Origin of the sequence: Echinicola vietnamensis DSM 17526 (genome assembly GCF_000325705.1) — a bacterium.
Classification (GTDB): Bacteria; Bacteroidota; Bacteroidia; order Cytophagales; family Cyclobacteriaceae; genus Echinicola; species Echinicola vietnamensis.
The window spans coordinates 481,683-505,987 of the sequence record NC_019904.1; the positions used below are offsets into that span (position 1 = coordinate 481,683).

Consider the following 24,305-nt stretch of genomic DNA (forward strand, 5'->3'; position numbering starts at 1 on the left):
AGCCATGTCAAGTGAAAAATTTATATTGACAAAAGAGCAACACAGAATTCTTAAGGATTTCCATAATCAGCTTATCATTGGTGGCCCTGGTTCTGGTAAAACCACTATTTCTATATTAAAAGCGGGGCAATGGGTTGAAAAATTAAAAGAAAACCAAAATGTACTTTTTTTAAGTTTTGCACGAGCTACAGTTTCAAGAGTTATTGAGGCTATTGATGAGCAATCATTATTGTCAAAAGAAATAAAGAAGAGAATTAATGTTGATACTTATCACGCTTATTTTTGGAAAATTATCAAAACACATGGATATTTATTGGGTCTACCAAGAAAAGTATCCATCTTAACGCCTTCAAATGAAGCAATTACCTTATCCAGTATTAGAAATGCATATGGCAAAGTAAAAAATTTAAGCGATAGACAAAAAGAAGAGAAGAAACAGGATGAAAAAGATGCTATTAGGAAACTTGCATTTGAAAAAGGAGAAATTGCTTTCGGCCTTTTTGCAGAACTAACCTTTTCACTTTTAGACAACTGTAATAAAATACTTAACCTATTAGCTAATTCATACCCTGTAATAATATTGGATGAGTTTCAAGATACAAACTTCGAACAATGGAAAGTAATACAATCCTTAGGCAATAGAAGTATCATTATTGCCTTGGCAGATTCAGAACAAAGGATTTTTGATTTCATAGGAGCTGACCCACAAAGAATTAATCATTTTAAAAAGCACTTTTCACCAAAAGAATTTGATTTAAGAAATGAAAACCATCGAAGTAGGGGTACGGATATTACTAAATTTGGTAATGATATTTTGAAAGGCAATTTTCAAGACGATTATAAAGGAATAAAACTATTTACTTTCCCATCAAATAATAATCAGGCCTTTTCAGAACTTAAGATACGAACAATTAAAGCACGTAAAAGATTAATCGAAAAAGATGTAAAGGACTGGACTTTGGCTATCCTTGTACCTACTAAAAAATTAATGCGACAAGTATCAGACTTTTTTAATCAAAAAACTCAAAAATTACCTGCAATTCATCATCATGCTGTTATTGATATGCATGGAGCAATTTTAGCTGCTGATGTCATAGCTTTTTTAATTCAACCAAAGTGTAATGATAATGATTTAGAGCAGTTTGTTCAGTTAATATGTAATTTTTTTTATGGTAAAGGGGGGGATTTACCGACCAAAACTGATATTGCTGAAGCATCGTCAATTCAGAAATCATTTGACAAATTATATGCTAAAATCAAGGCAAAAGAAAAAACCCCAAAGAACAGTATTATTAACGCTATTGTTGAAGGATATGAAAATTGCAGAAAATTAAAATTCACAGGTAATCCATACGAAGACTGGCTAACTGTTAGAGATACTTTAGAATCTTCAAACTGTAAAAGACTTAAAAGTATTGCTTTAGAAGCAAAGAATCTTAGATTATTGAATAGAGGAACACAACTCAGGGAAGCGTTATCTCAAAATTGGAGGGATAGTGGCTTTTACAGGAATGCCCTTGATATAGTGAGGCAAGCTTTTATAGCTGAACATTTTTCAATATCTCAAAGTCCAGAAAAAGGTGTAATAGTAATGAATATGCATAAAGCAAAGGGAAAGCAATTTGATGAAGTAATCGTTTTTGAGGGTTGGCCAAAATGGGTGCGTCGTGAAATCGTTAGTAATCCAGACAGAATAGTAATTGGAAATAAGAAGAGTTCTGATATGACAAAATATAAATATAATTTAAGAGTGAGTGTAACAAGAGCAAAAATACGCACCACAATAATGACACCTAAAGATGACCCATGTGTTTTATTTCTATAAAGGAATAATAGGTTTGGTACTAAAAGCCAAAAGCTCACCATCCATTCCCTCCTTTTACAAATCCACCCATTAAATGGATATTTCATCAAATTTATAGTTGGATTTCTCATCCAAACAATTCTAACAGCCCCCTAGTATCCAGTGACTTGAATAATCCTTTCTCAGCTTGAATCAGCCCAGCGGCCAATTCTTTCTTCTCAACCTGCATCTGCAAGATCTTTTCCTCAACGGTATCTTTGCAGATCATGCGGTAGGCCATCACTTTTTTGTCCTGGCCAATGCGGTAGCAGCGGTCGATGGCCTGTGATTCCACAGCAGGGTTCCACCAGGGGTCTACCAAAAACACATAATCCCCAGCGGTAAGGTTCAAGCCGGAACCGCCTGCCTTAAGGCTTAAGAGAAAGACCCTGACCGACTCATCTTCCTGGAAATCCTGTACGGCTTTCCTTCTGGAAATCTCGGAGGTCTGCCCGTCGAGGTAAGAATACTGGATGCCTTCTTTTTCAAGTGCCTTTGCGATAAGCTTCAACATGCCCGTAAACTGGGAAAAAACCAACAGTTTATGATTTCCGGTCTTTTCCAGAATCTGTTCCATCAAAGCATCCATCTTGGCCGAATTTCCCTTATAGTTATAATGATCCGGTACCAAAACGGGATGGTCACAAACCTGTCTTAACCGCATCAGGCCTTCCAAGACCTTAAGATTGGATTTGTTAAGTCCTTCTTTGGAGATTTTGTCTTCCAGTTCTCCCTTGAAATAGTTCCGTAAACTTTCATAAGCCTTACGCTGCTCTGGCTCCATTTCACAGTACAGGACCATTTCGGTCTTTTTCGGCAGGTCCTTGGCCACTTTTTCCTTGGTCCTTCTTAGGATAAAAGGCTTGATGGCCGTTTGTAATGCTTCCATTCTTGGTGATTTGTCCACCCTTCCTTTCTCCAGAAAGATATTTCTGAAATTCGCCTCGGTACCGAAGAACCCTGGATTGACAAAATTCATCAGGGCATATAAATCCATTACACTGTTTTCAATAGGAGTACCTGAAAGGGCCAGCCGGAATTGGGCATTAAGCAAGCTTATGGCTTTATAACGGTCGGTGCCTGTGTTCTTAATGGCCTGGGCTTCATCGGTGATGAGGTATTGGAATTCCATATTACCAAAGAAACGGATATCGGATTTTACTGTATCGTAAGTAGTGATAATCAGGTCATGGTGGCGCAGTTCTTTCTGCAGTTTTTTCCTTGATTGCCCATAGTACTTGCAAATGGTCAAGTTTGGGGTGAATTTAGCCGTCTGTTCCTCCCAGTTATAGAGCAAAGTTTTAGTAGCCACTATCAAATTGGGCTGCTTTCCTCCCGTTTCTTTGGTATGGAGCAGCAAGGTCAATACCTGTAAGGTCTTACCCAGCCCCATGTCATCGGCCAGTATCCCGCCCCATTCTTCCTCCTGAAGGGCTTTCATCCAATAAAACCCGGCTTTCTGATAGGGCCTTAGTGTTGCCTTAACCAACGGAAGTTTCACATTTCCCTTGGCAGCAGGCTTTTCCAATCGCTTTCTTTTTGTTTTGACCCATTCAGTGATATCCTTGGGGGCATTCTTTCCGTACAGTTTTGCTACCATGGGAAAATGGACCTTTGAAAGGCTCAACTTGCCATTCTTCTCCTGTCCCATGGACAGCATTCCGCTCAACATGTCCTGCCAGTCCATTGGGATCACCCCTTTCTTGCCATCCTTTAACTTGACCTTCCCGCCCTGTTTGACGACCGCATTTCTCAATTGTTCCATGTCCAACAGCTTGTCTCCAAACCTGACCTGCAAACCAATATCAAACCACCCTTTTTCAGCCCTCACATCCATTTGGATATCCGGACGGTAAGGGTGGTAATCAAATCCATCGAGTTTTTCCAGCCCCTTTATTTCCACTCCGGCTTCCTTCAACTTAGAAAATGCATCCAAGAACCAATAACCTTCCATAAATACTGACATATCCAGCTCTGGATGGTCATTAAGGAAATGTCCTTTGAACGATGGATGTAGACCGAGCAACAGCTCCTGAAGCTTCCTTTCCGCTTTATTGTCCCTGATCTGTAAAGTCCGTTCGTCCCCTTCAAACCTGGCCCACAAGGTTCCGTCTTGAAGGGCATCCACCGGCTCTTCCACTTCACGGTACTTTAGGTAAGGAACAAACATGATCTTGCTGTGGTGTTGGGACAATTCCATCCACCTACTTTCTACTGTCAGCATTTCAATTTTCACCTCCAGTCCCAGCTTTTTGGGGATCTTGACCTCTACAGGAAAATAGGTACACAAGGTTGGCAGGAACCTTTCCAAAAAGGAATCTTGGGATTTCGGATGTTTGTATATGGTCATTTGCAGCTCTTTTGAAAGCAATGTCCCTACCCTTATGTCCTTAAGAGTTCCCATGGCCTTAATGGTTTTTGGTTCCCGTGGATCGTCCATGGTAAAAAGAGGACAAAACCGGGGAAATGAGACATTGGCCTTGGTAATTTTCCCATTTTCATATCCCCTACGGCTCAATACCCACCGGTCTTCCTCCTCCTCCAATAGAAATGCAATTCGGACCGGGGTTTCATCGAAACTGACCTTATGCATTTCCCTCCTTCCGGGTTTTATATTATCCTTTGGCATTTTGGATTTACTGAACATGTACAGGAACGGTTCATCTTTCAAAAGCGGAAAAGCCCTTTTCCAGAGTTTCAACATTAAGGGCTCGTCCTCGCAATTGGGAATTTTAAAGATCCCCTGCCTGGCTCCCTTGCTCTCATCCGACAGTTTTCTCAGTTGGTTGGCGATTTCAAAAAGTGCCAGTTGCCTTTCCGATAGCAAGTGGGTATAGAGGGCAAGTCTTTCCGGGTCGATGGAAATGAACGATTTTATACTGGCCTTGTCCTTGGTAGTCTTTCCAAGAAAAGGAAAGAGCAAGGGTATCCCCTCGTTCCACCAAAAAGTAGGGATGCAGAAACCCATGATGAGATCGGATTCCCGTCTTGCCCAGGTATCCATTTTATGGATAGCCTCATTTAAATGCGCTCCGGTTTTCGGCATATAAATGTGACCAAGATAACTGGTCGGAGTAATATCTCCGTAAGATATCCTGTAGTCCTTGGGGAAATTCATCATGAACTCATAAAGTTCATGTTTAAAATACTTGGTGATGTCAGCAAGATAGTTGACCGTTACAATCCTTTCAATGGCATAATATTCCATGAGGGACAGCTTTTTGTTGCCTTTGGTTTCCGATCTTGGGTTTCTGAGGATAACCAGTTGGTCGGGGTAAACTATAAATTTCACCAGGAAGGCCTCCTGTTTGTAATGGATTTCGGCCCTAAGCAAAAGTCCTTCCTTACCCAAGGTTGTTTCCAATTTGATCCAAATATCACTTTTGTGGATATTTTCTTTCCGGGATACCTTTTCAAATAATTTTGTTAGATCGACATCCAGGTTCTTCCTTTTCAGAGGAATTGCAAAGTGGCGATTACTTTTTTTAAGTTCCTTGTCCATAGCATTTGTTATTATTGAGAGAAAGATGGTTTTCGGTGTGATTTGGTTATACAGAATTTGCCTTTTCTCCATTTAATTCTAACTGTTTGATTTTTTCTTCATGCAGGTTTCGAAGCCTATCGTTCAGTTTGGGGATCCGATCAAAAATTGCCGAAACATGTGAAGGATCAACCCTGTATCCTGATCTGAACCGGGCACCGGAGAAGCTGGAACACAGGGATTTCAGGAGTTCTTTCTCGAGGAATTCTTTACTTTGAAAAAGATCTGAAAAACCAGATGTAAAATTCCCACATAGGGAAAAAAGGTAGGAAAGCGATCTGAATTTTGGAATATAGCCCATGTAAGTGTAAATGATGCCCAGAGCCAGCTGTTCGAGACCGAGGTGGATAAGAAACATGACCACTTCCGGGCATCCGTTTTTCGAACATTCTGCTGCATAAAAGTATTGAGAGGCCCTCTTGTTTCTTGTATCCCAATGGGTTCTGATGCCCTGAATGATGTACTTGTAATCCGGTGTGATAACTTTGAAATCCAACCCATCAGGATTTCCGTAAAACAATTGCCCATTTTGGACGATGGTATTGAAGAACCTGGATTCTTTTTTCAGGCCATCGTCCACTTCCTTTTTATGGTGAACAATGGCAAAGACACCTATCCCCGATGCCTGTGCATCCATACAGAATTCCTGGATGGGAGAAGTGTCAGGTTCCGCTGAAATAATGAGAAGGTCATATCTTGGTTCCGCTGAAGAGTTGAAAAACATAAAGGGACTGAAGCCTTGGGCTTCACGGGCCTGAATACCAAAACAATAGACATATTCGATGTCAAATTTACTGGCCAGATGTTTCAAAAATGATTGAAGGTTTTCATTGAGCCCTGACTTGATCAGGGTACTTGTATTCTTTTGGATACTTTCCATAACGGTTGATTTTTTGGTTGGAGACTGGACTGGTTGAGGAGTAAAAGCGGTTATAGCAGTTTTATAGGAATCGGGAAGCTGAAATAACCGGCTGAGAAACTCCTCTACAAGGTCCGGTAAGTCGGCAATATCTTCTTCGGAAATATTGAAATTGGTGCGGTACCTGGCCCCCAGATAGGCTTTTTCCAAAAGTGGTATGGGAGAAACGGTTTGGTGGTTTACCTCCAGAAAAATATCCGCAATGGCAGGTGCATAATACTCAGCAGAGAGGATATGGCTGTAGAGCTTATGGCTTTGTTTCGCCTTTCCCAAAGCAAACACCTCGGATGCGTGGAACCCCAGTTCAATTGCTTGGTGAAACATAAAAGCAGCAGTGGTGAAATCCCTTTTTTCCCAACAGTCAAGGGCTCCTTGCTGGAAGGCTATGGCTTTATGGGCAAATACATCGAACGGCAGTAAGAACTCCGCATATTTATTTTCCAAGAGGGATTTGGAAACTTCTTGAAAAGGAAGGGAAATACCAGGAGATACCAGTCTCTTTTTGGAAAAGTGAAGCAGATGAAAAAGGCCGCCTCTTTTCATTCCTGCCTTCATGCCCTGGAAATGGCAAAAACCAAGGTTGGCCAGCCTCTTAGGAAAACAATCTGTAGCAGTGATTTTTTCCCTTGCCCTTTTGATGGACAACGTTCCTCCATTGGGAAGTGCTACCAATAGAAGAGGCGGAAATGTCTTCCCTTCAAAGGGGATTGGTTCCACCCAAAAAAGAGCCTTTGCCTCAACATTTTGCTGAATTTCGACAAGGTCATCCTTTGTGATTTTATAAGTACTGTGTTTCTCCATAAACCCGCTGTTTTACCAGCAAGGAAGAAATGGATGGATTTCTATCCTATCCGGGAGAAGAATAGATTATTCAATTAAAGAGATGTTTTATCCTTGTTTGCTGAAAAACAATCTGACTTGAAAAGCCTCTGGTATTTACCGAACACCGTTATTACATTTTAGCACCTTGATAACTAACTTTGTTCTTCCTATTTAATGCCATGAATATCAACCTCCCCCTGAATGGTTATTCATATTCATAAGGCAGTTAAAGTGAAGACTGACAAAGTTGTTTCAAAACAACTTGAAATCCTCGATGTTCTATGAAGCTCCAGACATTTTGTAATTGTAGGCTCAAATGGGACAGGAGTTGACCTGGTTGTGGTTACTCAAAACCTAGGGAGCAACAGGAATATTTTTTTCTTATTTTTAAACAAAATTAAAACGATGGAAGCATCCTTTTTTGAAAATATATACAACCACCCCAGTTTAAAAAAGTAGACTATGAAAGCATTATTAATGCTCATAAAGAAGTCCAATTCAAAAAAAATGAGACCATACTCAATGAGGGTAAAATGAGCAATGCCTACTATTTAATTAGCAGAAAACCATTAAGGATTAATCACCCAAACCAAATAGCTTTCTAACGTCTTTATAGGGAAGCTCGGACAGACCACTAACATTTCTGTCACGTAATGCTGTGCTTACTGCCCCTTTGGGAATCATTATAAATCGGAATTCCGGTTTATCGGTACCAAAAACCAAGTTTTTGCTGGCGAAGGTATATGCCCCTTCGGACATATTATCGACCTCAATTATTATGCGGTTTTGCCAACCTTGAGTTCCATCTAGGGTCCAGTAAAGACTGGATTTTATATCCCATGTCCCAATAGGGCGAAAACTTGGCAACGAGAAAAGACCGTCCACTGGATTTCGATGATATACAAGCAATGTACCATTCTCATTGTTAACAAAGTCATACAAAGAACTCGCTCCGGTGACGCCTATCAAATGGGTTCTGGTCGCTGAGGGCAGGTACGCATACACCACCGCCTTAGTAGGTGATAAGCGGTCGACATTATAGGCCGTCCAATTGGAAGCTATCACATTCGCAGTTCCAGGCTCACCCTGCGGCCCCTTCAGACTGACCCCACTTCCCCATCCTGTACTTCTCTTGGGACCATAAAGTACACCTATTGTGGTTTGGAAGTAAAAATCTCCCAATTCCCCGATGTTCTGAGAAGGTGACATGGAACCACTATAAATCCTGGAACCATCCTCACCATCCTTCCCTGGCTCTCCCTGCAACCCCGTGGGATCACCCCAACCGAAAGCGGTTTTCGGGCCGTACAGTTCACTATTATGGGTATCGATATAAAAATCACCTTCCTTTCCGTCAGATGGTTCCGGTGGCTGATTTCCATAAAGCAAACTATTCCCATCGACACCCGGAATACCCTGCTCGCCCTGTTCACCTTTTTCACCCTGCGGCCCTTCCGGTCCCTGTTCACCCTCTATACAGGAAGAAACAACTATCATGAGACACAATGCTCCAAGCAAACTATAATATTTCGTTTTCATGTACTTATAATTTGTTTATCAAGCCATCATCAGTCCTGTGTTCTCTTTACCACAAAGATATCCGCTGCATGCCCTCGGTGGTCGTCATGCGACAACTGTATTGCCTTCCCATTTTCCCAATACATCGCAGCGACAGGTTTTCCGGAACTCCCAAAATCAATACCGGCAACATATACCTTTCCATCCAGTACAAAGATGGCGTTTGCTTCTGCACGGTATAATCGATCTGTCAAATCTACCGCCTCCCCATTTTTCCAGTACCTTGCCACATTTACGGTACCCGTACCCGACTTATGCAATACCTTTTCATACCCCGCCACGTACACATCGCCATTTTCCACAAAAACAGCACGAGCTTCCGAATCTCCCTCGCCTGTCCCCAAAATAACCTCTTGTCCATTTTTCCAATATTTGGCAACGGTTACATTTCCATTCGAACCATGACCTGAAATATACACATCGCCTTGGTCAGACACTGCAATATCGGTCACCGTTCCTGTTCCTTCCAGTGAAACCGCTTCACCGTTTTTCCAGTAGGTGGGCGCAGCATTCAATACACCTGCTACGTACACATCATCGCCGGACACCGTAACCACACTATTTCCTGTTTGACCTAAGGTACCACTCGCTACATGAACAGGCGACTCTCCACTATTTTCCCAATACACAATATCCATCATATTGTTTGTCTTAGCTTTTATTCCCGCCACATACACATCCCCTTCTGAGACACAGATATCGTAAGCTATGGCATAATCATCGGAATCATTTGGATCTGACAACTCCACATAGGTATCGTTTTCCCAATAGAAAGCTGAAGCGATAGCCCTTGTAAATTGTCTTTCACCAGCGATATACACCTGATTATCTGCCACCACCATCTTGTTGTAAATCATGTTTTCAGATGACTCATGACTATAAATAGCAGGTTCGCCATTTTTCCAATACAAAGGTCTACTACCACCTGAACCTTCGTCATATCCACCCCCGAGCACATAAACATCCACCTCGGCCATTTGGTCCAGAACCGTGATAGTCACCGGCTCACTATCCCTATACCCCTGTATCTTTGCTACGACTGATTGGGTACCCACTTCATCAAAAACATGCTGATATCCATTTATCTTATTTCCATCGATATAGATATCAGCTCCTGAGACCGTTTGCTGTGTTTCCATGGCAATCACCTTAAAAGTAACCGTTGATGATGCCATTACAGTTGTTTCACTGGCACTAAGCTGCAAGGTCAAATCTTCCTCCTCGACTGGCGGAGCTGGCTTCTGTTCTTCGGAACACGCACAAAACCAGACAACCGTAAGCAGTAATGTATTTGCGATTAGCTTTTTCATTTCAACAGTTTAATCTAAGGTGCGGCTATGACAACCTCTCCTGTAACAAATACTTCCTCTCCGTCATCTCCGAGTTTAAAATCCCCCTGAAATGTCAAAGTGTACGAGGCTGCCGTTGCCTCACTTCCATATGCGGAAACATGGTGCTCCTCGTAGTCTTTCAGGCTGATACTTATTGGCCCCACGGGACGATATTTGTCCTCGGAACCCCATTCGCCAAAAACAAGGCCGGGACCAGTACCCACTATACTGGGCCGCTTGTTGCCATCCAGGAGAAGTCCTGCCCCAAACTGAAACTTCCCCGCGTCCACCAGAATTCCCGTCAGCAGCTCTCCATTGGCCTCCTCGTTGAATTCGACAAACATCACCGGATTATAAGTCCCCATCACTTCCTTGGGTACTTCTCCGGAGAATTTGCCCCCGCCTTCCAAGGTAATGTCATAAGTGTGCGCGCCATTGCTATTGATGGGGTCGACACCGTCCTCATCATTGCCCGAGCAGGCGGACATCAGGCATAGAGCCATCATGCCAATTAGGGTTTGAATCATTGTCTTTTTCATGTGTTTATAAATTATTTTTTTAAAGTCCGTAGGGAATCTCGCTTTTCTATCCTTTGTCTTTGTTTCTACTTAGGGAAGTACAAGGCATAATCCCTACATTTTATTTTCATTGCTGTACGCGCACCTCGTCGATGACCAATAGAATTTCCGGATAATCGGATAGGTTCGTGAAGGCTATTTGCTCCCTGTAATTTCCCGGGTCCCGATGAACAGGCACTTTGGGGAATTTAAAAAAGCCGTCTGCGGTGGCCAGGGCATCGGAGACCTTGTGTTTAACGGTCACCTCTACTCCTGTTGCACAGATTTTCTGGAGTGAAATCTCCGCCTGAAAGGCTTCCGAGGACATTAATTCTTCAGTCACGTTTTTCCCTGACTGGGCATCCAGTAGCTTAAACTGAAAGTCCAGGTACGTAGCTTCGGGCATCGCCATCGAGGGCGTAAATAGTTTTCGCTTGTTTTTGTCGCCTTGATGTAGATGCATTTCAATTGCTTTGGAACCTCCGAGGCCTTTGTTTGAAATTAGCAGTGAATCAGGCAAATAGCTGTAGTTCCAGCCCTGTGCTGCCAAATCCACCCCGCTTTGCGCCCCTTCAAAATCAAACACCTGCAAGGAATTTTCCGACAATGATGCGGGGGCAATGACCTTGCTCAGGTACACCACTTTATTATCCGACACGTCCGTGTCCAATGGTTTCAAAGACTTGTCTTTGATATAAGCTGACAGATCAATGAGGTAAGACTCGACGGTGACTTCATACAGTCCTGGTTGGGACAGGTCTATCGGGTCAAAGCGAAAACGTACCCAACCGGGGGTGAAAGCCCTGAATTCAAGTACTGCTTCTTCTTGGAGCAAAACCGCTCCATCTTCCAGTCTTTTGACCTGGACGGCTCCGAAGATGCCCTTGCCTTTTTTGTCGAAATCTGCCCCCCTGTTTTCCACACGAAATTCAAATTTCGTAACCTGATCTTGTGGGCAATTGGAGAAGGGAATATAATCGCCACGTGGGTACTCGGGTATCGTAATGGACTTAATGCCAATATCGATACCCTGCGCCAGTGCTTCGGTTTCGATATCGGAAATTTTCGAGGGTTCAAAATCCTCCATCCTCGATAAACCCTCCATCATTTCTTCAACCGCTTCCTCTGTATCCAAGCTATCGGTTTTGTTCCGCTCCTTACTATAACCACAAGCAAGTAAGTGCAGCGGGGAAAGGGCCAATAGCATCAGACATATTATGAGTTGTTTCGTTTTTATCATTTTTGTTATGGTTAACAAGTTCTTTCCGTACAATTTTAAATGAGACATTAAAACCAAATTCCATAGACGAAGTCAAATTCACCATTTTGGATATTGATGGTTTCGCTGTTCATGTTGCGCATGCCATAACGCTCAAAAGTGCCTTTTACCCTATAAAAAGTGGTATCCAGTTTGGTCCCTATTTCTTTATAATCGGTGACCCTTATTTGGGAGGTCTTCTCCCTGTTAAATCCATACCCGTTTTCATTATTGAATGTGATCACTTCATAATTCACATCAAATCCATTATCACTGTGGTCAAATGTTCCTGTAGTTGGCTCCAAGGGCACAACCACCCGTACCTGATTGGTAGTATCTTCGTGAACCTGATCGCTCCCAATGATTCCAACTGTGTTGGAGCCACCATAGAGCACCACTTTTACCTCAGGATAATTCACCTCTTTTCCATTTACCACTCCACTGATCGAACCACCCACCTCCAAAGCATTTTGCTTTTCAGGCTCGACATCATCATTTGAACAGGCCATTGCCAACCCCAGTCCAAGCAGGAAAATTGCTTTTACATAATTTTGTTTCATGAACTTCATAATTATTTAAATCAATATGGAAGAATATATTTTCATCCCTGGCAACCAGAGATCTGCCCAATACTTGAGATATCGTATTGGGCAGAAATCTTGTCTTTTTTTCTGGAATTATTATGGTTTATTGTTCCAGCCCAAGTAACCTAAACCAGCTTCTCCTTTGGCCACGTTGATATAAGTGTTACTGGATCTGTTAAGGTTAGGAAGCTCCGGTTGCGAGGAACTTGCTCCCGTATAAGCAAAAAAAGCATAGTTGGGCAAGTCCTGGAATGTGGTATTGGTAACGGTAAGCATGGGATCGGCATGCATATAGACCGCTCCAGTATTCTGGATATTGCCCACAGGGAAGTCTCCTTTGGCATGTTCGATAACGGCATGTTCGATTACATTGTCCTCCTCGGTAAAGCCATAGTAAATCCCTCCCCAGTCGGTACCATTATGGGCCTTCAAATGAACAGGATCGCTTTCCGTACCCTGGATTTTCAGGCTCGGGGCGTCGGTTGCCCAGCCAGATGAAACCTGTAGGTATGCCTCACTTCTAAACTGCAATTCCGTTCCTGCCTCTATGGTCAAGTGGCCATTGGTAGTAATTTGTACCCTACTGTCCACCAAGTACGGCACATCCAATTGTTGCCAAGTGACCGTCTTTTCTTCAATCTCGTAATTGGATGAGGTAATGTTCAGAAAGTCTGATGCATTTCCTGCATAGGACGACGTATTATCAAATATATGCGCCATCTCTGCGGACACCTTCACGGGTACGCCCTCATTTCCAGTAATGACAAGATTGGAAGCTGAAACAGTGGCATTTGTCTTGACACCGTGAAAGTCCAAACCAACGCTTCCCCCGTTGCGGATTTCTACATGGCTTAAGGAAAGGGCTTGCGGAGGGGTGCCTGAAACGCCCCTTAAGGCCAGGGAACCTTCGTAAACCGGAGAAGAGGACGTGAGGTTTTGTGATCCAGCGTATTCGATCACGGTGTGCTCTATGGTATTGTTAAGATTGTGGGCTTCGGTAAAAAACAGGCCTCTCCAATGCCCTTTCTGTTGGACCGTACCCGTGAAAACCACCGGCTCTTCCTGTCTCCCCACTACTTCGAACAAATTATTGTCAAGGTTTACATATAGCCCTGCGTCCTTTTCAAAAGCAACCACTACCCCTGGGTTAATTCTAAGGGCTCCCTGAACGTTAGCCCAGCATTCAATGACATAATCAACTGGTCTTCGAGGATCATTTTCCAAGACCCGGTCTTCATTAAAATAATCACAGGCCAGCACAATGGGGGGTAGAATTTCCTCCTGAGGTTGTTCATCCTCGCTGTCACTACAAGCGGTCAGGACTAAAAACAAACCCATCACAAGGGCGCAAATAATTTTTGCCTCCGATAAATACTGCATTTTCATCATAATACGGTTTAGTTAAGTTTAAATTGATACCCGACTCGGAACCCAATGAATCCAAGCCCTTGACTGGAAAGGGAAAAGCCCTGATAGCTCAGTGAAAGATCCACGTCACCCAATAGATAACCAATGGAGGCGGCATAGCCGAAAGAAGTATCCGAAGCGCTTCCTGACAAGTTCCCGGCATCTCCAAAGTCTGCTTTCAGGTTACTGCGGTTTACAGAAAGTCCCAATTGGGGCTCGAGGTACAGTTCCCCCAGCTGATGGCGATACCCTGCAAATACGGGTATAATACCCAAAGATCCTTTTAGGTTTTCGTCGTAGGTATCTTTCAGCCCAAACTGGGAATAGCCGGTGGAAAGGGTTACTTGACCGACTGAATTCAAACGGTACAGCCCTTTAAGGGATACCCCCCAGCCCATACCATAAGCATCGCCAAAATCACCAGTGGGCAAACCTGCCATAGCCGCTGTATTTAGGCCCAGGTCTCCCTTTTGGGCATTGGCGTTAAAGGTAAAGGCGCTCAAAAACACGCAAATGATCATTAATTTTTTCATAACAAAAGTGATTTACTTTAAAAAGAACTTGATTGATCGGCCCATGCTTGATTCTCTTCAAACATTTTTAAAGCTCAAGGGATTGCGACATGAACCTTTATATACTTCATGTGAAATGTTGGAAAAAGTAAACATGTACATGAAAAAAAATTGTAGTTTTGGCCACCAAGTGTTTACTTTTTACCTGATTTTACCATAAATGAATAAAGAGGAGCGACTCATTCAACGTATACGTAACGGTAATAAAAAGGACCTGGGGAAGGTTTATACAATACACAAGCCCCAATTTGTTGATTTTGCCAAAAAGTACACTAAGGAAGAGGATATGATCCTGGACATTTACCAGGACAGTGTCATAATACTGTACGAAAATATCCTAAGTGGAAAATTGGCAACATTGCAAAGCAGTCTCAAAACCTACCTTTTCGCTATTGGGAAGCATAAACTCATGGAATATTCGAGAAAAAAGGGGAAGGCTCCTCACGTAAACATTCCAATAGAGGAAATCAACCTATTTGAGGAAATTGATCCGTATGGAATGGACTTGGAGGATGAAAAGGCAATCCTACTTCAAACAGCATATCGAAAACTTGGCCAGAAGTGCAGAGAGGTTTTACGCCTATTCTATTACGAGGGCAAAAAACTGGATGAAATCCAACAAACCCTCCGCTATGATTCAAAGGATACGGTAAAAAGTCAAAAATCAAGGTGTTTAAAACAATTAAAAGAGATTGTGGGAGCTTATGAAAAGCAGTAGAAACGAATTGATCGAAAAATATTTTGAAAACAGTCTCAGCCCCCATCAACTGCACGAATTTGAGGAACTGATGGCTATCGACAAGGAGTTTTCATCAGAGGTTGAATTCCAAAAACAGCTAAAAGCTGCCATTATCCGTGAAGAAAGGGCCAATTTGAAGGCAGATTTACAGTCACTGGACAATCCCACAAAGACTTACAGTCTCCGTTGGTGGTATGTTGCTGCAGGGGTGGTATTATTGATTGGCCTGACCTGGTTGGCCAGTACTATAATCAATTCCCAACCAAACCAGCTTTATACGACCTATTTTGAGCCTTATCCTAATGTGGTGGCCCCTGTAGTCCGTGGAGATGACAATGTAGAGAATGACTTAAAATCACACGCATTTCACCTATATGACCAAGGTCGATACGAAAAAGCAGTTCCTGTATTTGAGCAGTTGTATCGGGATGGCGGTAAAGAATATGCCCTTTTGTACCAAGCCCTTTCCCTGATGGCTTCCAACAGGACCCAAGAAGCCATTCCATTGTTGGAACAGCAAGACTGGACCCTAGAGGGGCGCTATACCGAAGTAGCCCATTGGTACTTGGCCCTCGCCTTCCTGGACAATCAACAAATACCAAAGGCAAAAATCTATTTGCAAAAAGTCGAACAAACCAGTCACCCCTTGGCCAACCCAGCTGCCCAGCTCTTGAAAAGTCTCCGGTAGGTTTAGTTTCCTGTCCTTGTTCCTTTCTTCTTGCGATAAGTATAAACTATTACCCCCAATAGAAGCAGCAAAATGATCAGATAACCGCCCCACTTCCAGAATTTTCCCGAACGGTCCTCAAGTGATAGGGCTTCCAAATTCCCGTTTAGAACGAATCCCGCCCAATAAAACGGATGCCGTTTCATGGGAAAATCATCCAAAAAAGTCCTTTTGGCCATAGCAAGAGCTTCTTCTTTACCGTATCCTTCTACCAAATACTTATAGAAAGACTTCATCAATATGGAAGTTTCTTCATCAGGAACCTGCCATAAGCTATATACAGAAGTTCTTACCCCGGCATAAGTAAGTGCACGGGAAAGACTCATCAAGCCTTCCCCTTCATGGAGTTCACCTATTCCCGTGTTGCAGGCACTTAGTACCACCATTTCAGCCGGGAAACGCATTTGATATAATTCGGAATAGGAAAGGGTCTCTCCATCCTGAAAATAAATACCCGATTTTTCATAATTGGTATGATCTACCATGGCGTGGGTAGCAAAATGGTAAATTTGGTAATGACCTATGGAAGCTATAAAACGATTTTTATTGGCAGCATCTTTATGGAAAACATCTCCTCCCAGTTTATCTACAATATATTGGGCTTCCGATAAAGCCCCTTCCAAATACGTCAACCGGCCACGGGTTACATGGTCCTCTTCCATAGCGGCCAGATAGGACTTGGGGTATTCAGGCACAAAAGCTGCGATACTATTTTTATGGGAAGAATATGCTCCCGCATTTTGTTGCAATTCCCAAAGCTTTAATGAATACGCATAACTTAGTTCATAATCCTCCACCATCAAACGACCAGTTTTGGAATTCTCCAAACTCTCAAAAGCCAGTAAATTAAGATTACTTTGCGGAACAATGACCAAGTGCCTAATAGTCTGTTCGTTCAGACCTAACGGCCTTATCAACCGATCATACAATTCTCTTGACAATCCTACAGCCTGATCCCGTATGGATTGTACTTGATCATGATAGCTTTCGACCAACTCAAAAACAGGCTTCTTTTCCCCAATTTCCACTACACTGACATTTGAAGAGTTCACCACAATAGCAAAAAGCTTTTTATCCGTTGCAATATACCTAATGATCGCCTGCTCCCCGGAGAGACGCGTCCGTAATTCATTAATATCCAATTGTCCGGAAAAGAAGGAAAAATATTTCTTATCATAGGATGAGATGGCAGCTTCATTTGCCAAGAGCTCCCTATCCAACCTTTCCAGTTCCTCGGCCAAAACAATCGTATCATTTTTTGCCCTGGCCAGACTGGCCTTAAGCATATTGTGTTTTATAAGCAAACTGTCAGGCACGGATAAGAATTGCTGGTATTTGGCCTCAAACTCCTTCCATAGATGTTGGGACATGTTTCTTTCCAAGGTATTTACCAGCTTGTCATGATCGGTGATCCCAAGTGCGAGATGCATGGACAACACCCCTTCGGTGATATCCTTATTGGTCATGTCCAGCCAAGGATTGTAAACACCCTTTTGGTAATAAACATGAAAAAGGTCTGCGGCTATGGTGTAAAAGTGATAGGCCAATTGGGCATGTGCAGTATTTCCGCCTTTACGAAACTGGTTTTTGTAAATTTTGGCCACCTCCCGAAGTGCATCGACGTAATATATATCATTGCGTTGGGCAAAATCTTCTCGTTGTATTGTAAACAAATCACTCACAGGCTCCTCCAACAACAGGGAAAAACCATGATACGCCATTTCCTCCGCTTCTTCAAAACGTCCCAATTTTTGTAGCATATCTCCTCTCTTGAGATAAATATTGAGCAAATTGAACTCGCGGATATCCATTTCCTTTCCGATCTGTAGTGCGCTATCTAGATGGATGAGTGCATTGGCGAAATCCTCAGTAGCATATTCATAAAAGGTCACCAGCCGGGTATGGAAAATCATTTCATAATACCGATCTCCCAATTTATTGCTTTCCTTCATTCCAAGATCAATAAACTTCCTTTCCTCCGCTCTCTCACTGACATTATCCTGATCTACCATCAAGGTGGCAACACGATAAACGCCATTTAAGAGGTACTCGGAATAACGTTGCTGGTCTTTTAGGCTCATGCTATGGAAATATGTACTAAGGCTGTCCCAATGCGCCAAACCACTGGTTCTATCGTTTGTAAACCCCAAATATTGAAGGTTTAACCTGTGTTTTTGTACCTGATAAATCTGCGGAGGGTGTTCAGCCTGCAACTCCTTCCTTCCCTTGCCAAATGAATCTTCAGCCATCCATTGGTCAAATTTGTCATTTATCATCGTTATCAGCTCTTCGGAAGCCTCTCTATCCCCATATTTGGCATATAACCCCAACAAGTTGCCATATAACGAAATCAGGTTACTTTTGTCCACCTCGTCCATGGACTCCCAAAGCGCTTTGGCCTTTAAGTAGCATTCCTTTCGCTTGGTAAAAAAGCCCGTATGGGCATGTATCACACCGATATTGTTATAAGCCAGTGCCAAATCATTACGTAAGTCCAGCCGTTCGACATCATGTATGGCTTCATAGCGCTCAATGGAGCGACGGTAATAATTTAGGGCTTTCAGGTATTGTTCATCCTTATCGTAAATGTGTGCAATATTGTAAATAAGATCGGCCTGTTCCTTATCCTCTAGCTCTCCAATAAAAATGGCTTCACATGCCAGTGCTATTTGGAGAGCCTTCTTTGTATCATTTTGGTATTCCAGGTCAACGTATTGCTGTTTATACCCATCATAAATAGAAAAAAGCAAACTATCGTACTGAGGATGCTCCTTTGTATAATAGCTCCGTAGGCTGTCAATACGATCTAATATTTCCGACTTGTATGAATCAACAGTATTGGAAGTATCGGACAGGGTTATTTCGTTATATTGCGATTCGTCCGTTTCCTGTGCCCATGCCTCCCCATAGATTGGAACACACAAAAGTAGCATGAGAGGGTATAAGTTTTTACATGATAATAGCATAAAAAAGTACTTTTATATTCAAAAATCCAGTCATTTTTAATTTCACCACCTAAAAGAGCTATGTTAAAACGCTCCAATTTTAAGTCAAAAATACTCATTTCGTTCTTATTGCAAAATCTTGGGCCAGAGATAGAATTTTTTGTAATCCAGACAACAAAGCATGCTACCCAAACATTGGTTAAAAGGTCTCATGGTCTATCGCTCATTTTAATTTTCGCCCCTAACTGTTTTCTAATGCTTGATTGTGGACAATACCAATATGGTCATCCTTCCATTAATCAAACTAGGATAGTATTTTTTAATCCGGTTTTCATTTTAATTCAACGCCTTGTACCAATAGAAAAATGCTGCCTTATCTCTCGACTTTTTAAGCTTATTCAGGAAGTTCAGCTCGCCGGTGATTTCTAGTTTACTGATGTCCTGACCGTTAAATTTTTCAAAGGCAGAATAGTCTTTGTTCTTTAATTGTTTAGCTAGGTAAGCTGTTTTACCTGCAGCTAGTATGGCATCTTCAATTTTAAAGTTTTCAGCTATCAAAAAGCCTTCAAACCTCCGTATACCTGTGGTGAGTTCAGTAAATCGGGTTTTGTCTAGTTCTACGGTATTTTTAGTTCGCTTGGCGATGAGTAAGGAAGTGGTAAAAATATCATCCAGAATATCCGTTAAACCAATTTCAAGTTCACGGTAGTTGATCTCCTTGGTTCCAATTTTCTCAAAGCTCAAAGCTATTTCATCTACGTTTTCTGCTTCATCAAACAGACAACCTATATCAAAAAGCTGTTTGATGATTTCCTGCTCTTTATCCTTGCCGTACAATATCCCGACCGTATTCGGTGCAAATGCCGTTAGTTTATCTCCTAAAATGGATTCAATGGAAGGCACAGCCACTTCCAATACTTCCTCTGATTCTATCCATTCCGACTGAATAGGGACCGATAACAGCTTTGGGTAATCGGTTTTCTCAAACAAAATATCCAACAACACAAAATGAGCACTTTGGTTGAGACTGGATTCATAATCAAATTTGTAATGAGCTTTGGGAACACCTTCTTTATAGCTCCTTCTATCCTGTAAGTCCCAACTATTGAAATGTGAGTTTGCTACCACTTTGTCCAGGATAGCTTCTACTTCTTCACCACTTTGGGTGGTAATGATGTCAATATCCACCGAAAACCGTCTTGATTTGGCAAGTAACAAAACAAGGCTTGTACCACCTTTAAATGTGAACTCTAGACCATGGGCTTTGAGTTGCTGCAACAAAGAAAGGGCTTGTATCATTTTCTCCATTATCGGAGGATTGATTCGCTTTAAATGCTTTTGCTGCTTAAAGCTGTTGATCCATTCTTTTGTAAAACAATGTGCTTTTATCATTCTAAAATGTCTTTTACAAAGTCACTAAAGTTGTTCTCTAAGTAGCTTTTAATTTGTTTCTCTTTATTTCTTCTTCCAGCGTAGGTAATTAACTTGGTAAAGTTTATCTGATAGTGTTTTAAAGCAGTTTCAAACAGCGTGTCCATTTCACTTCCTTGTATAGCATAAAAGGTTACTGCATCGCTATACACGTCAATCAATATCTTCTCCAAGGTGGGTACATAGATTTTATCCTTTGACTTCTCCTTTACAGCAACTCTCTGCTTTGGTGAACGACTTATAAGCGGCTTTATAACGATGGAAACTTCACTTTCCACATAGCGTTCCATGATGTCTTCTTTGGGATCCAAGTACACTCTGTATTGCCTAGATTCTGAATAGGCATTGAATACTTCCTCTACAAAATCCTTCTCCACCTCCAGTATGTAAAAGAAGGTTCCCAATTGGTGTCTGGTAAAATCATTGAGCCACTCGGTACTCCAAAGGCAATACTCCAGATCATCAAACTCCTTGGCTACAATCTTGGATAGACGAGCCAGTTTATCAGATACAAATGGCCTGTAGATTTCTTTGTCGGAAATGACATAAACCCCCAATTTCACTTGATTAATTACTTTTCGTTTTACCAAATCATGTATTCTCCAGGTTAAAGCACTTTCGGTGATTTCCGGATCCAAATCAGTCAAAAAGGAACTGAGGGTATCTCGGTCGAAACTTCCTTTACTTTTAAATTGCTTCAATATTTGACGGTCAATGATTTTAGACATAGCTCAGATTTGTCAGTATTTAAATTTATTGGCATTTTTTTGAATTACTCAATTTTGCCAATAAAGCAAATATAATGGCATTTTTTAAAAACACTCATTTTTGCCAGAAAAACTTGTTTACTGGCATTTTTGAGTAAAAGCTCAATCGTCAAATCATCAATCAACCAAAAGGAGGTTTAAATCATTTAATTTTATAGTTAAGTACACCTCATCCCTACCTACTTCTATTTAATACGCTCACCACAAGCCTTTTCACTACATCAACCTCTTCTGGCTTACTGGACGCAATAAATAAAGTCAAACTGGCCATCGCTTCATTACTGATGATTAATTGTCCTTGTTCGTTTTGTAGAAGTCCATTTTTCTCCAAGAACAGTAAAAAACACGCTGCTGCAATTCTCTTATTCCCATCAACAAACCCATGATTTTTAACAATCAAGTATAACAATGTGGAAGCCTTTTCCTCTAGCGTCGGATAGAAGTCTTCATCTCCAAATCCTTTTGCAATCTGGGCAACGGCACTTTGGAAAGAAGCATCCTTTTCCTTTCCAAAAACAGATGAATCAAAATCTGCTTTCATCATTTCAATAACCTCTTGGTACTCGGACATTGTTGGATAAATAGCTTGAACATTGCTTATCCCCTTTTGATCAAGATTCTCGTGGTCATAATCATCCAATAACTCCAATCCTTTCGCAAACTGGCCTAGCCATTGGAAGTTGGTATCATCTATTTTTTCTTCAATTGCCCTGCTTAATATCCGAATCCCATTTTTCAAGGTCTGAACCTCTTGTTGCTTTTGTGCTAGTCTTTTTTCATTAATGGCATACCCTTTAATTAGATAGTCCTTCAATCTGGTGGTAGCCCATTGCCGAAACTGGACGCCTCTTTTGGAGTTGACCCTATATCCTACAGAGATTATTGCATCAAGATTATAAAATTTTATGGTTCTTCTTACATTGCGTTTTCCCTCTTGACGAACTACCGAGAAATCCTCGGTAGTTGAGTTTTCATCAAGTTCCTTCTCACTAAAAATATTTTTTAAATGTAAACCAATGGTATCTGTATCTTTGGCAAATAACTCTCCCATTTGTTTTTGGTTTAACCACACCGTGTCATCCTGAAAATTAACTTCAATCTGAGTTTCCCCGTCGATTCCTTGATAAATTTCTATTTGCTTTTCCATTTAATTGTTTAGGTAATGTTTAAGAAAAATTTAGAACGTGATTTTCGGCCAATACACAGTTCTAAACTATTCTTTCCCAGCATAAGATATTCACTCATAACTCATTTCCATATTTTTCCAGCATATTGTCAATTCTTTCAATTATCAGAGGCATATTAACACCATTGGCATAATTTTTATCCGTGCATGAGAAGAAGGCTTTAGCAATTTCCAGGCATTCTCTAGTTTTCTCTCCATCTTTGTTAAAAACGCCCTCACCAAAGTCATCAAGGTGCTGATGGATCCTTCCTTGGGCCTTTCTGATATTGTCCTTATTGGCACCCAGTATCTCCTGCAACACTCGATATATTTTTTCGGTACCCCATTTATTCTCACTGTGGTCTGCTACATATTGAACCAAACCATGAAGATTATTGAATTCATAGGTCAACAAATAAAGGTATACTAATTTCTGTCTAAGCGTATTCTCATTTGCTTTATCCCTCTTGAAATCGCCCCTATAAACGGGGCTCAAAAATTCACCATAGAACTCCTCAAATCCTTCCATATCGTCTAAATCCAGTAACAAGAATCTACTTAGGTTATTTCCAGCTCTTAGATACTTGAAAAACGAGACTGTCTCTACCAAATTCTTTGCAGACCTTCCAAACATTAAAACCATTAAAAATGCTACCGGGCATATAAACACACCAAGGAAAACAAAAAGATAGGACCATGCTGGTATATCCAATTGAGCCAACGCATAAAACACCAATCCAAAAGCCCCTATAAGCAAGGAAAAAATAAGAAGTGGTAAAAAAACCAGCCTAAATCCACACAACTTTGGGTACCAGGATCGTAGAACATCCTCTTTTTGGAAGATATCAAACCCAAATCTGTAAATCCAAATTCTTTCCACCCCGGGTCGGCCATCATAATGTAAAAATAACTCTCCAAAAATGTATCCTTTAAGCCCAATCCCTTTATTAAAATTATGCATATCAAAAACATTAGTTAGCTCCAAGCTTTCGTCATTTCATCTCTTTTGCGCTGTTCATCCACTTCAATATAACGTTTAAAACTCTTATAATCAGAATGCCCGGTAATTTTCATCACAACTTCGGCCGGAATCCCTTTGGCCAAAGACAATGTCACAAAAGTTTTTCGCCCGGTATGGGCACTTATCATGCGGAAGGAGGCGCACTACATTAGCTGCCTTTTGTTCCGTTTCTATTGAAAAACGCCTTAAAATGTCTCTTTTAAACAGTCTTGAACAAACTCGTCAGGGATGGACATGGAGATCCTTTTCACGGAAAAGATCGCAATAAACAGCCCGGTCCACAGGAGACGGCGACCATTACCCTCCAATACCATATCCCTACTTTAAAGAGGTTCGGGCGGTACTCCAAAACAGGTAGTTTTACCTAAATCTAAAAATCACTGAAACCAGTGATGTAAGGGCATTGGGTTTAAGCTATATTAGCAACCTAGTATCGAATAAAATCAGTTTTTTAGACTGCTCTAGTTTAATATACCAACAGCCACAAACATCGATAACTATGAAAACTCCCACTATCGGTCCCACGTTATTTTTTTTTCGTACTACTCACAGTTATATTTAGTAATTGCGGAGAAAAAGAAAAGCCCCGATCAACGATCACTTTATACAATCAACCCTTATCTGTCATACAGGATACCCTTGAGGGTAAATGGGAGCTTCATTATGGAATAGGTGGAATCTGTGCAACATGTTATCATGAGTATGGAAACCAATTTTTGGAATTCACCAATAATGAAAGGATCAGAAGTTATTCCGGTACTGAATTAAAGCTGGATACCACTCTTATATGGTATAAGGACAAATGGGGGTATCCTGATGCTGATTCTGCTTATGTCATGAAATACTTTGATAGTCTGGGGTATCCCAATGATTTTATGGTAGAGGGAATTTATAGTGACACCCTTATTATCCATACCAATGCCTCAGATGCAGTTTTTTATCGGTTGACAAAAGTATCTGATGATCCACAATAAGGAAAATTTTTATTGGCTATTGATATCTATCATTTTATTACACCATCAAGCCATAAAGAAAACGGAGACGATAAGTTTTATAATACCGGTCAATACCAATTTTCAGCAATAAATCAAACCTTCT

The 24,305-nt window shown here is 41.4% G+C and carries 19 protein-coding genes; 5 read left to right on the top strand and 14 right to left on the bottom strand.

Going from position 1 to position 24,305, the window contains the following annotated elements; genetic code table 11:
• Window positions 1–4 precede the first annotated feature (4 nt).
• The gene (locus ECHVI_RS02145) at window positions 5–1,825 is read left to right on the top strand and encodes a UvrD-helicase domain-containing protein (protein WP_015264295.1); all 1,821 of its coding nucleotides are present in this window, start codon (window positions 5–7) and stop codon (window positions 1,823–1,825) included.
• A gap of 106 nt (window positions 1,826–1,931) precedes the next feature.
• Here the strand turns inward: ECHVI_RS02145 and ECHVI_RS22865 are convergent, their stop codons facing one another.
• From ECHVI_RS22865 to ECHVI_RS02190, 9 genes are all read right to left on the bottom strand, one after another.
• Window positions 1,932–5,345: a DEAD/DEAH box helicase gene (locus ECHVI_RS22865; protein ID WP_015264297.1), complete on the bottom strand. Its 3,414-nt coding sequence runs from the start codon at window positions 5,343–5,345 to the stop codon at window positions 1,932–1,934.
• A 46-nt stretch (window positions 5,346–5,391) separates the two neighbouring features.
• A complete protein-coding gene (locus ECHVI_RS02155) occupies window positions 5,392–7,104 on the bottom strand; it encodes a HEPN domain-containing protein (RefSeq protein ID WP_015264298.1) in 1,713 nt (570 codons plus the stop codon).
• A gap of 597 nt (window positions 7,105–7,701) precedes the next feature.
• Window positions 7,702–8,664 carry a collagen-like domain-containing protein gene (locus ECHVI_RS22870; RefSeq protein WP_015264299.1) on the bottom strand — a complete coding sequence of 321 codons (963 nt, stop codon included), beginning with the start codon at window positions 8,662–8,664 and terminating at the stop codon, window positions 7,702–7,704.
• Window positions 8,665–8,693: 29 nt separating this feature from the next.
• Complete coding sequence (locus ECHVI_RS02165) at window positions 8,694–10,013, bottom strand: hypothetical protein (protein WP_015264300.1); 1,320 nt, start codon at window positions 10,011–10,013, stop codon at window positions 8,694–8,696.
• A gap of 14 nt (window positions 10,014–10,027) precedes the next feature.
• Window positions 10,028–10,573, bottom strand: coding sequence for a hypothetical protein (locus ECHVI_RS02170; protein WP_015264301.1), 546 nt, complete (start codon window positions 10,571–10,573; stop codon window positions 10,028–10,030).
• A gap of 106 nt (window positions 10,574–10,679) precedes the next feature.
• On the bottom strand, window positions 10,680–11,831 hold the full coding sequence (locus tag ECHVI_RS02175; RefSeq protein ID WP_157501169.1) for a hypothetical protein: 1,152 nt from the start codon (window positions 11,829–11,831) through the stop codon (window positions 10,680–10,682).
• Window positions 11,832–11,878: 47 nt separating this feature from the next.
• Window positions 11,879–12,409 carry a hypothetical protein gene (locus ECHVI_RS02180; RefSeq protein WP_015264303.1) on the bottom strand — a complete coding sequence of 177 codons (531 nt, stop codon included), beginning with the start codon at window positions 12,407–12,409 and terminating at the stop codon, window positions 11,879–11,881.
• 120 nt (window positions 12,410–12,529) lie between these two features.
• Window positions 12,530–13,813 carry a hypothetical protein gene (locus tag ECHVI_RS02185; RefSeq protein ID WP_217189913.1) on the bottom strand — a complete coding sequence of 428 codons (1,284 nt, stop codon included), beginning with the start codon at window positions 13,811–13,813 and terminating at the stop codon, window positions 12,530–12,532.
• A gap of 17 nt (window positions 13,814–13,830) precedes the next feature.
• Window positions 13,831–14,373, bottom strand: coding sequence for an outer membrane beta-barrel protein (locus ECHVI_RS02190; RefSeq protein ID WP_015264305.1), 543 nt, complete (start codon window positions 14,371–14,373; stop codon window positions 13,831–13,833).
• A 199-nt stretch (window positions 14,374–14,572) separates the two neighbouring features.
• Here ECHVI_RS02190 and ECHVI_RS02200 point away from each other — a divergent pair, with 199 nt between their 5' ends.
• Both ECHVI_RS02200 and ECHVI_RS02205 read left to right on the top strand, forming a co-directional pair.
• The gene (locus ECHVI_RS02200) at window positions 14,573–15,130 is read left to right on the top strand and encodes an RNA polymerase sigma factor (RefSeq protein WP_015264306.1); all 558 of its coding nucleotides are present in this window, start codon (window positions 14,573–14,575) and stop codon (window positions 15,128–15,130) included.
• Complete coding sequence (locus ECHVI_RS02205) at window positions 15,117–15,839, top strand: tetratricopeptide repeat protein (RefSeq protein WP_015264307.1); 723 nt, start codon at window positions 15,117–15,119, stop codon at window positions 15,837–15,839. The genes ECHVI_RS02200 and ECHVI_RS02205 overlap by 14 nt, the downstream gene beginning before the upstream one ends.
• A gap of 2 nt (window positions 15,840–15,841) precedes the next feature.
• Here ECHVI_RS02205 and ECHVI_RS02210 read toward each other — a convergent pair whose 3' ends face one another.
• The 5 genes from ECHVI_RS02210 to ECHVI_RS02230 form a co-directional block, all read right to left on the bottom strand.
• Entirely contained in the window at window positions 15,842–18,811 is a 2,970-nt protein-coding gene (locus tag ECHVI_RS02210) for a CHAT domain-containing protein (RefSeq protein ID WP_041738263.1), read from the bottom strand.
• 348 nt (window positions 18,812–19,159) lie between these two features.
• The gene (locus ECHVI_RS02215) at window positions 19,160–20,131 is read right to left on the bottom strand and encodes a nucleotidyl transferase AbiEii/AbiGii toxin family protein (RefSeq protein ID WP_157501172.1); all 972 of its coding nucleotides are present in this window, start codon (window positions 20,129–20,131) and stop codon (window positions 19,160–19,162) included.
• An 80-nt stretch (window positions 20,132–20,211) separates the two neighbouring features.
• Entirely contained in the window at window positions 20,212–20,982 is a 771-nt protein-coding gene (locus ECHVI_RS02220) for a DUF6577 family protein (protein WP_015264311.1), read from the bottom strand.
• A gap of 214 nt (window positions 20,983–21,196) precedes the next feature.
• Window positions 21,197–22,168, bottom strand: a complete 972-nt coding sequence (locus ECHVI_RS02225; protein ID WP_015264312.1) for a virulence RhuM family protein/type II toxin-antitoxin system death-on-curing family toxin — start codon at window positions 22,166–22,168, stop codon at window positions 21,197–21,199.
• Window positions 22,169–22,262: 94 nt separating this feature from the next.
• Window positions 22,263–23,147 (bottom strand): hypothetical protein, encoded by an 885-nt coding sequence (locus tag ECHVI_RS02230; protein ID WP_015264313.1) that lies wholly within the window; start codon window positions 23,145–23,147, stop codon window positions 22,263–22,265.
• Window positions 23,148–23,416: 269 nt separating this feature from the next.
• Here ECHVI_RS02230 and ECHVI_RS23585 point away from each other — a divergent pair, with 269 nt between their 5' ends.
• Both ECHVI_RS23585 and ECHVI_RS02235 read left to right on the top strand, forming a co-directional pair.
• On the top strand, window positions 23,417–23,575 hold the full coding sequence (locus tag ECHVI_RS23585) for a hypothetical protein (protein ID WP_157501175.1): 159 nt from the start codon (window positions 23,417–23,419) through the stop codon (window positions 23,573–23,575).
• Window positions 23,576–23,923: 348 nt separating this feature from the next.
• Complete coding sequence (locus ECHVI_RS02235) at window positions 23,924–24,181, top strand: hypothetical protein (RefSeq protein WP_015264314.1); 258 nt, start codon at window positions 23,924–23,926, stop codon at window positions 24,179–24,181.
• The last annotated feature ends 124 nt before the right edge of the window (window positions 24,182–24,305 follow it).

Excerpts from the sequence above, each read along its gene's own strand:
- ECHVI_RS02185 (WP_217189913.1), bottom strand. The coding sequence starts at position 13,813 with ATGCAGTATTTATCGGAGGCAAAAATTATTTGCGCCCTTGTGATGGGT.
- ECHVI_RS02220 (WP_015264311.1), bottom strand. The coding sequence starts at position 20,982 with ATGTCTAAAATCATTGACCGTCAAATATTGAAGCAATTTAAAAGTAAA.
- ECHVI_RS02180 (WP_015264303.1), bottom strand. The coding sequence starts at position 12,409 with ATGAAACAAAATTATGTAAAAGCAATTTTCCTGCTTGGACTGGGGTTG.
- ECHVI_RS22870 (WP_015264299.1), bottom strand. The coding sequence starts at position 8,664 with ATGAAAACGAAATATTATAGTTTGCTTGGAGCATTGTGTCTCATGATA.
- ECHVI_RS02230 (WP_015264313.1), bottom strand. The coding sequence starts at position 23,147 with ATGCATAATTTTAATAAAGGGATTGGGCTTAAAGGATACATTTTTGGA.
- ECHVI_RS02190 (WP_015264305.1), bottom strand. The coding sequence starts at position 14,373 with ATGAAAAAATTAATGATCATTTGCGTGTTTTTGAGCGCCTTTACCTTT.
- ECHVI_RS02200 (WP_015264306.1), top strand. The coding sequence starts at position 14,573 with ATGAATAAAGAGGAGCGACTCATTCAACGTATACGTAACGGTAATAAA.
- ECHVI_RS02225 (WP_015264312.1), bottom strand. The coding sequence starts at position 22,168 with ATGGAAAAGCAAATAGAAATTTATCAAGGAATCGACGGGGAAACTCAG.
- ECHVI_RS02165 (WP_015264300.1), bottom strand. The coding sequence starts at position 10,013 with ATGAAAAAGCTAATCGCAAATACATTACTGCTTACGGTTGTCTGGTTT.
- ECHVI_RS02145 (WP_015264295.1), top strand. The coding sequence starts at position 5 with ATGTCAAGTGAAAAATTTATATTGACAAAAGAGCAACACAGAATTCTT.
- ECHVI_RS02170 (WP_015264301.1), bottom strand. The coding sequence starts at position 10,573 with ATGAAAAAGACAATGATTCAAACCCTAATTGGCATGATGGCTCTATGC.
- ECHVI_RS02210 (WP_041738263.1), bottom strand. The coding sequence starts at position 18,811 with ATGCTACTTTTGTGTGTTCCAATCTATGGGGAGGCATGGGCACAGGAA.
- ECHVI_RS22865 (WP_015264297.1), bottom strand. The coding sequence starts at position 5,345 with ATGGACAAGGAACTTAAAAAAAGTAATCGCCACTTTGCAATTCCTCTG.
- ECHVI_RS02215 (WP_157501172.1), bottom strand. The coding sequence starts at position 20,131 with ATGGAGAAAATGATACAAGCCCTTTCTTTGTTGCAGCAACTCAAAGCC.
- ECHVI_RS02155 (WP_015264298.1), bottom strand. The coding sequence starts at position 7,104 with ATGGAGAAACACAGTACTTATAAAATCACAAAGGATGACCTTGTCGAA.
- ECHVI_RS02205 (WP_015264307.1), top strand. The coding sequence starts at position 15,117 with ATGAAAAGCAGTAGAAACGAATTGATCGAAAAATATTTTGAAAACAGT.
- ECHVI_RS02175 (WP_157501169.1), bottom strand. The coding sequence starts at position 11,831 with ATGATAAAAACGAAACAACTCATAATATGTCTGATGCTATTGGCCCTT.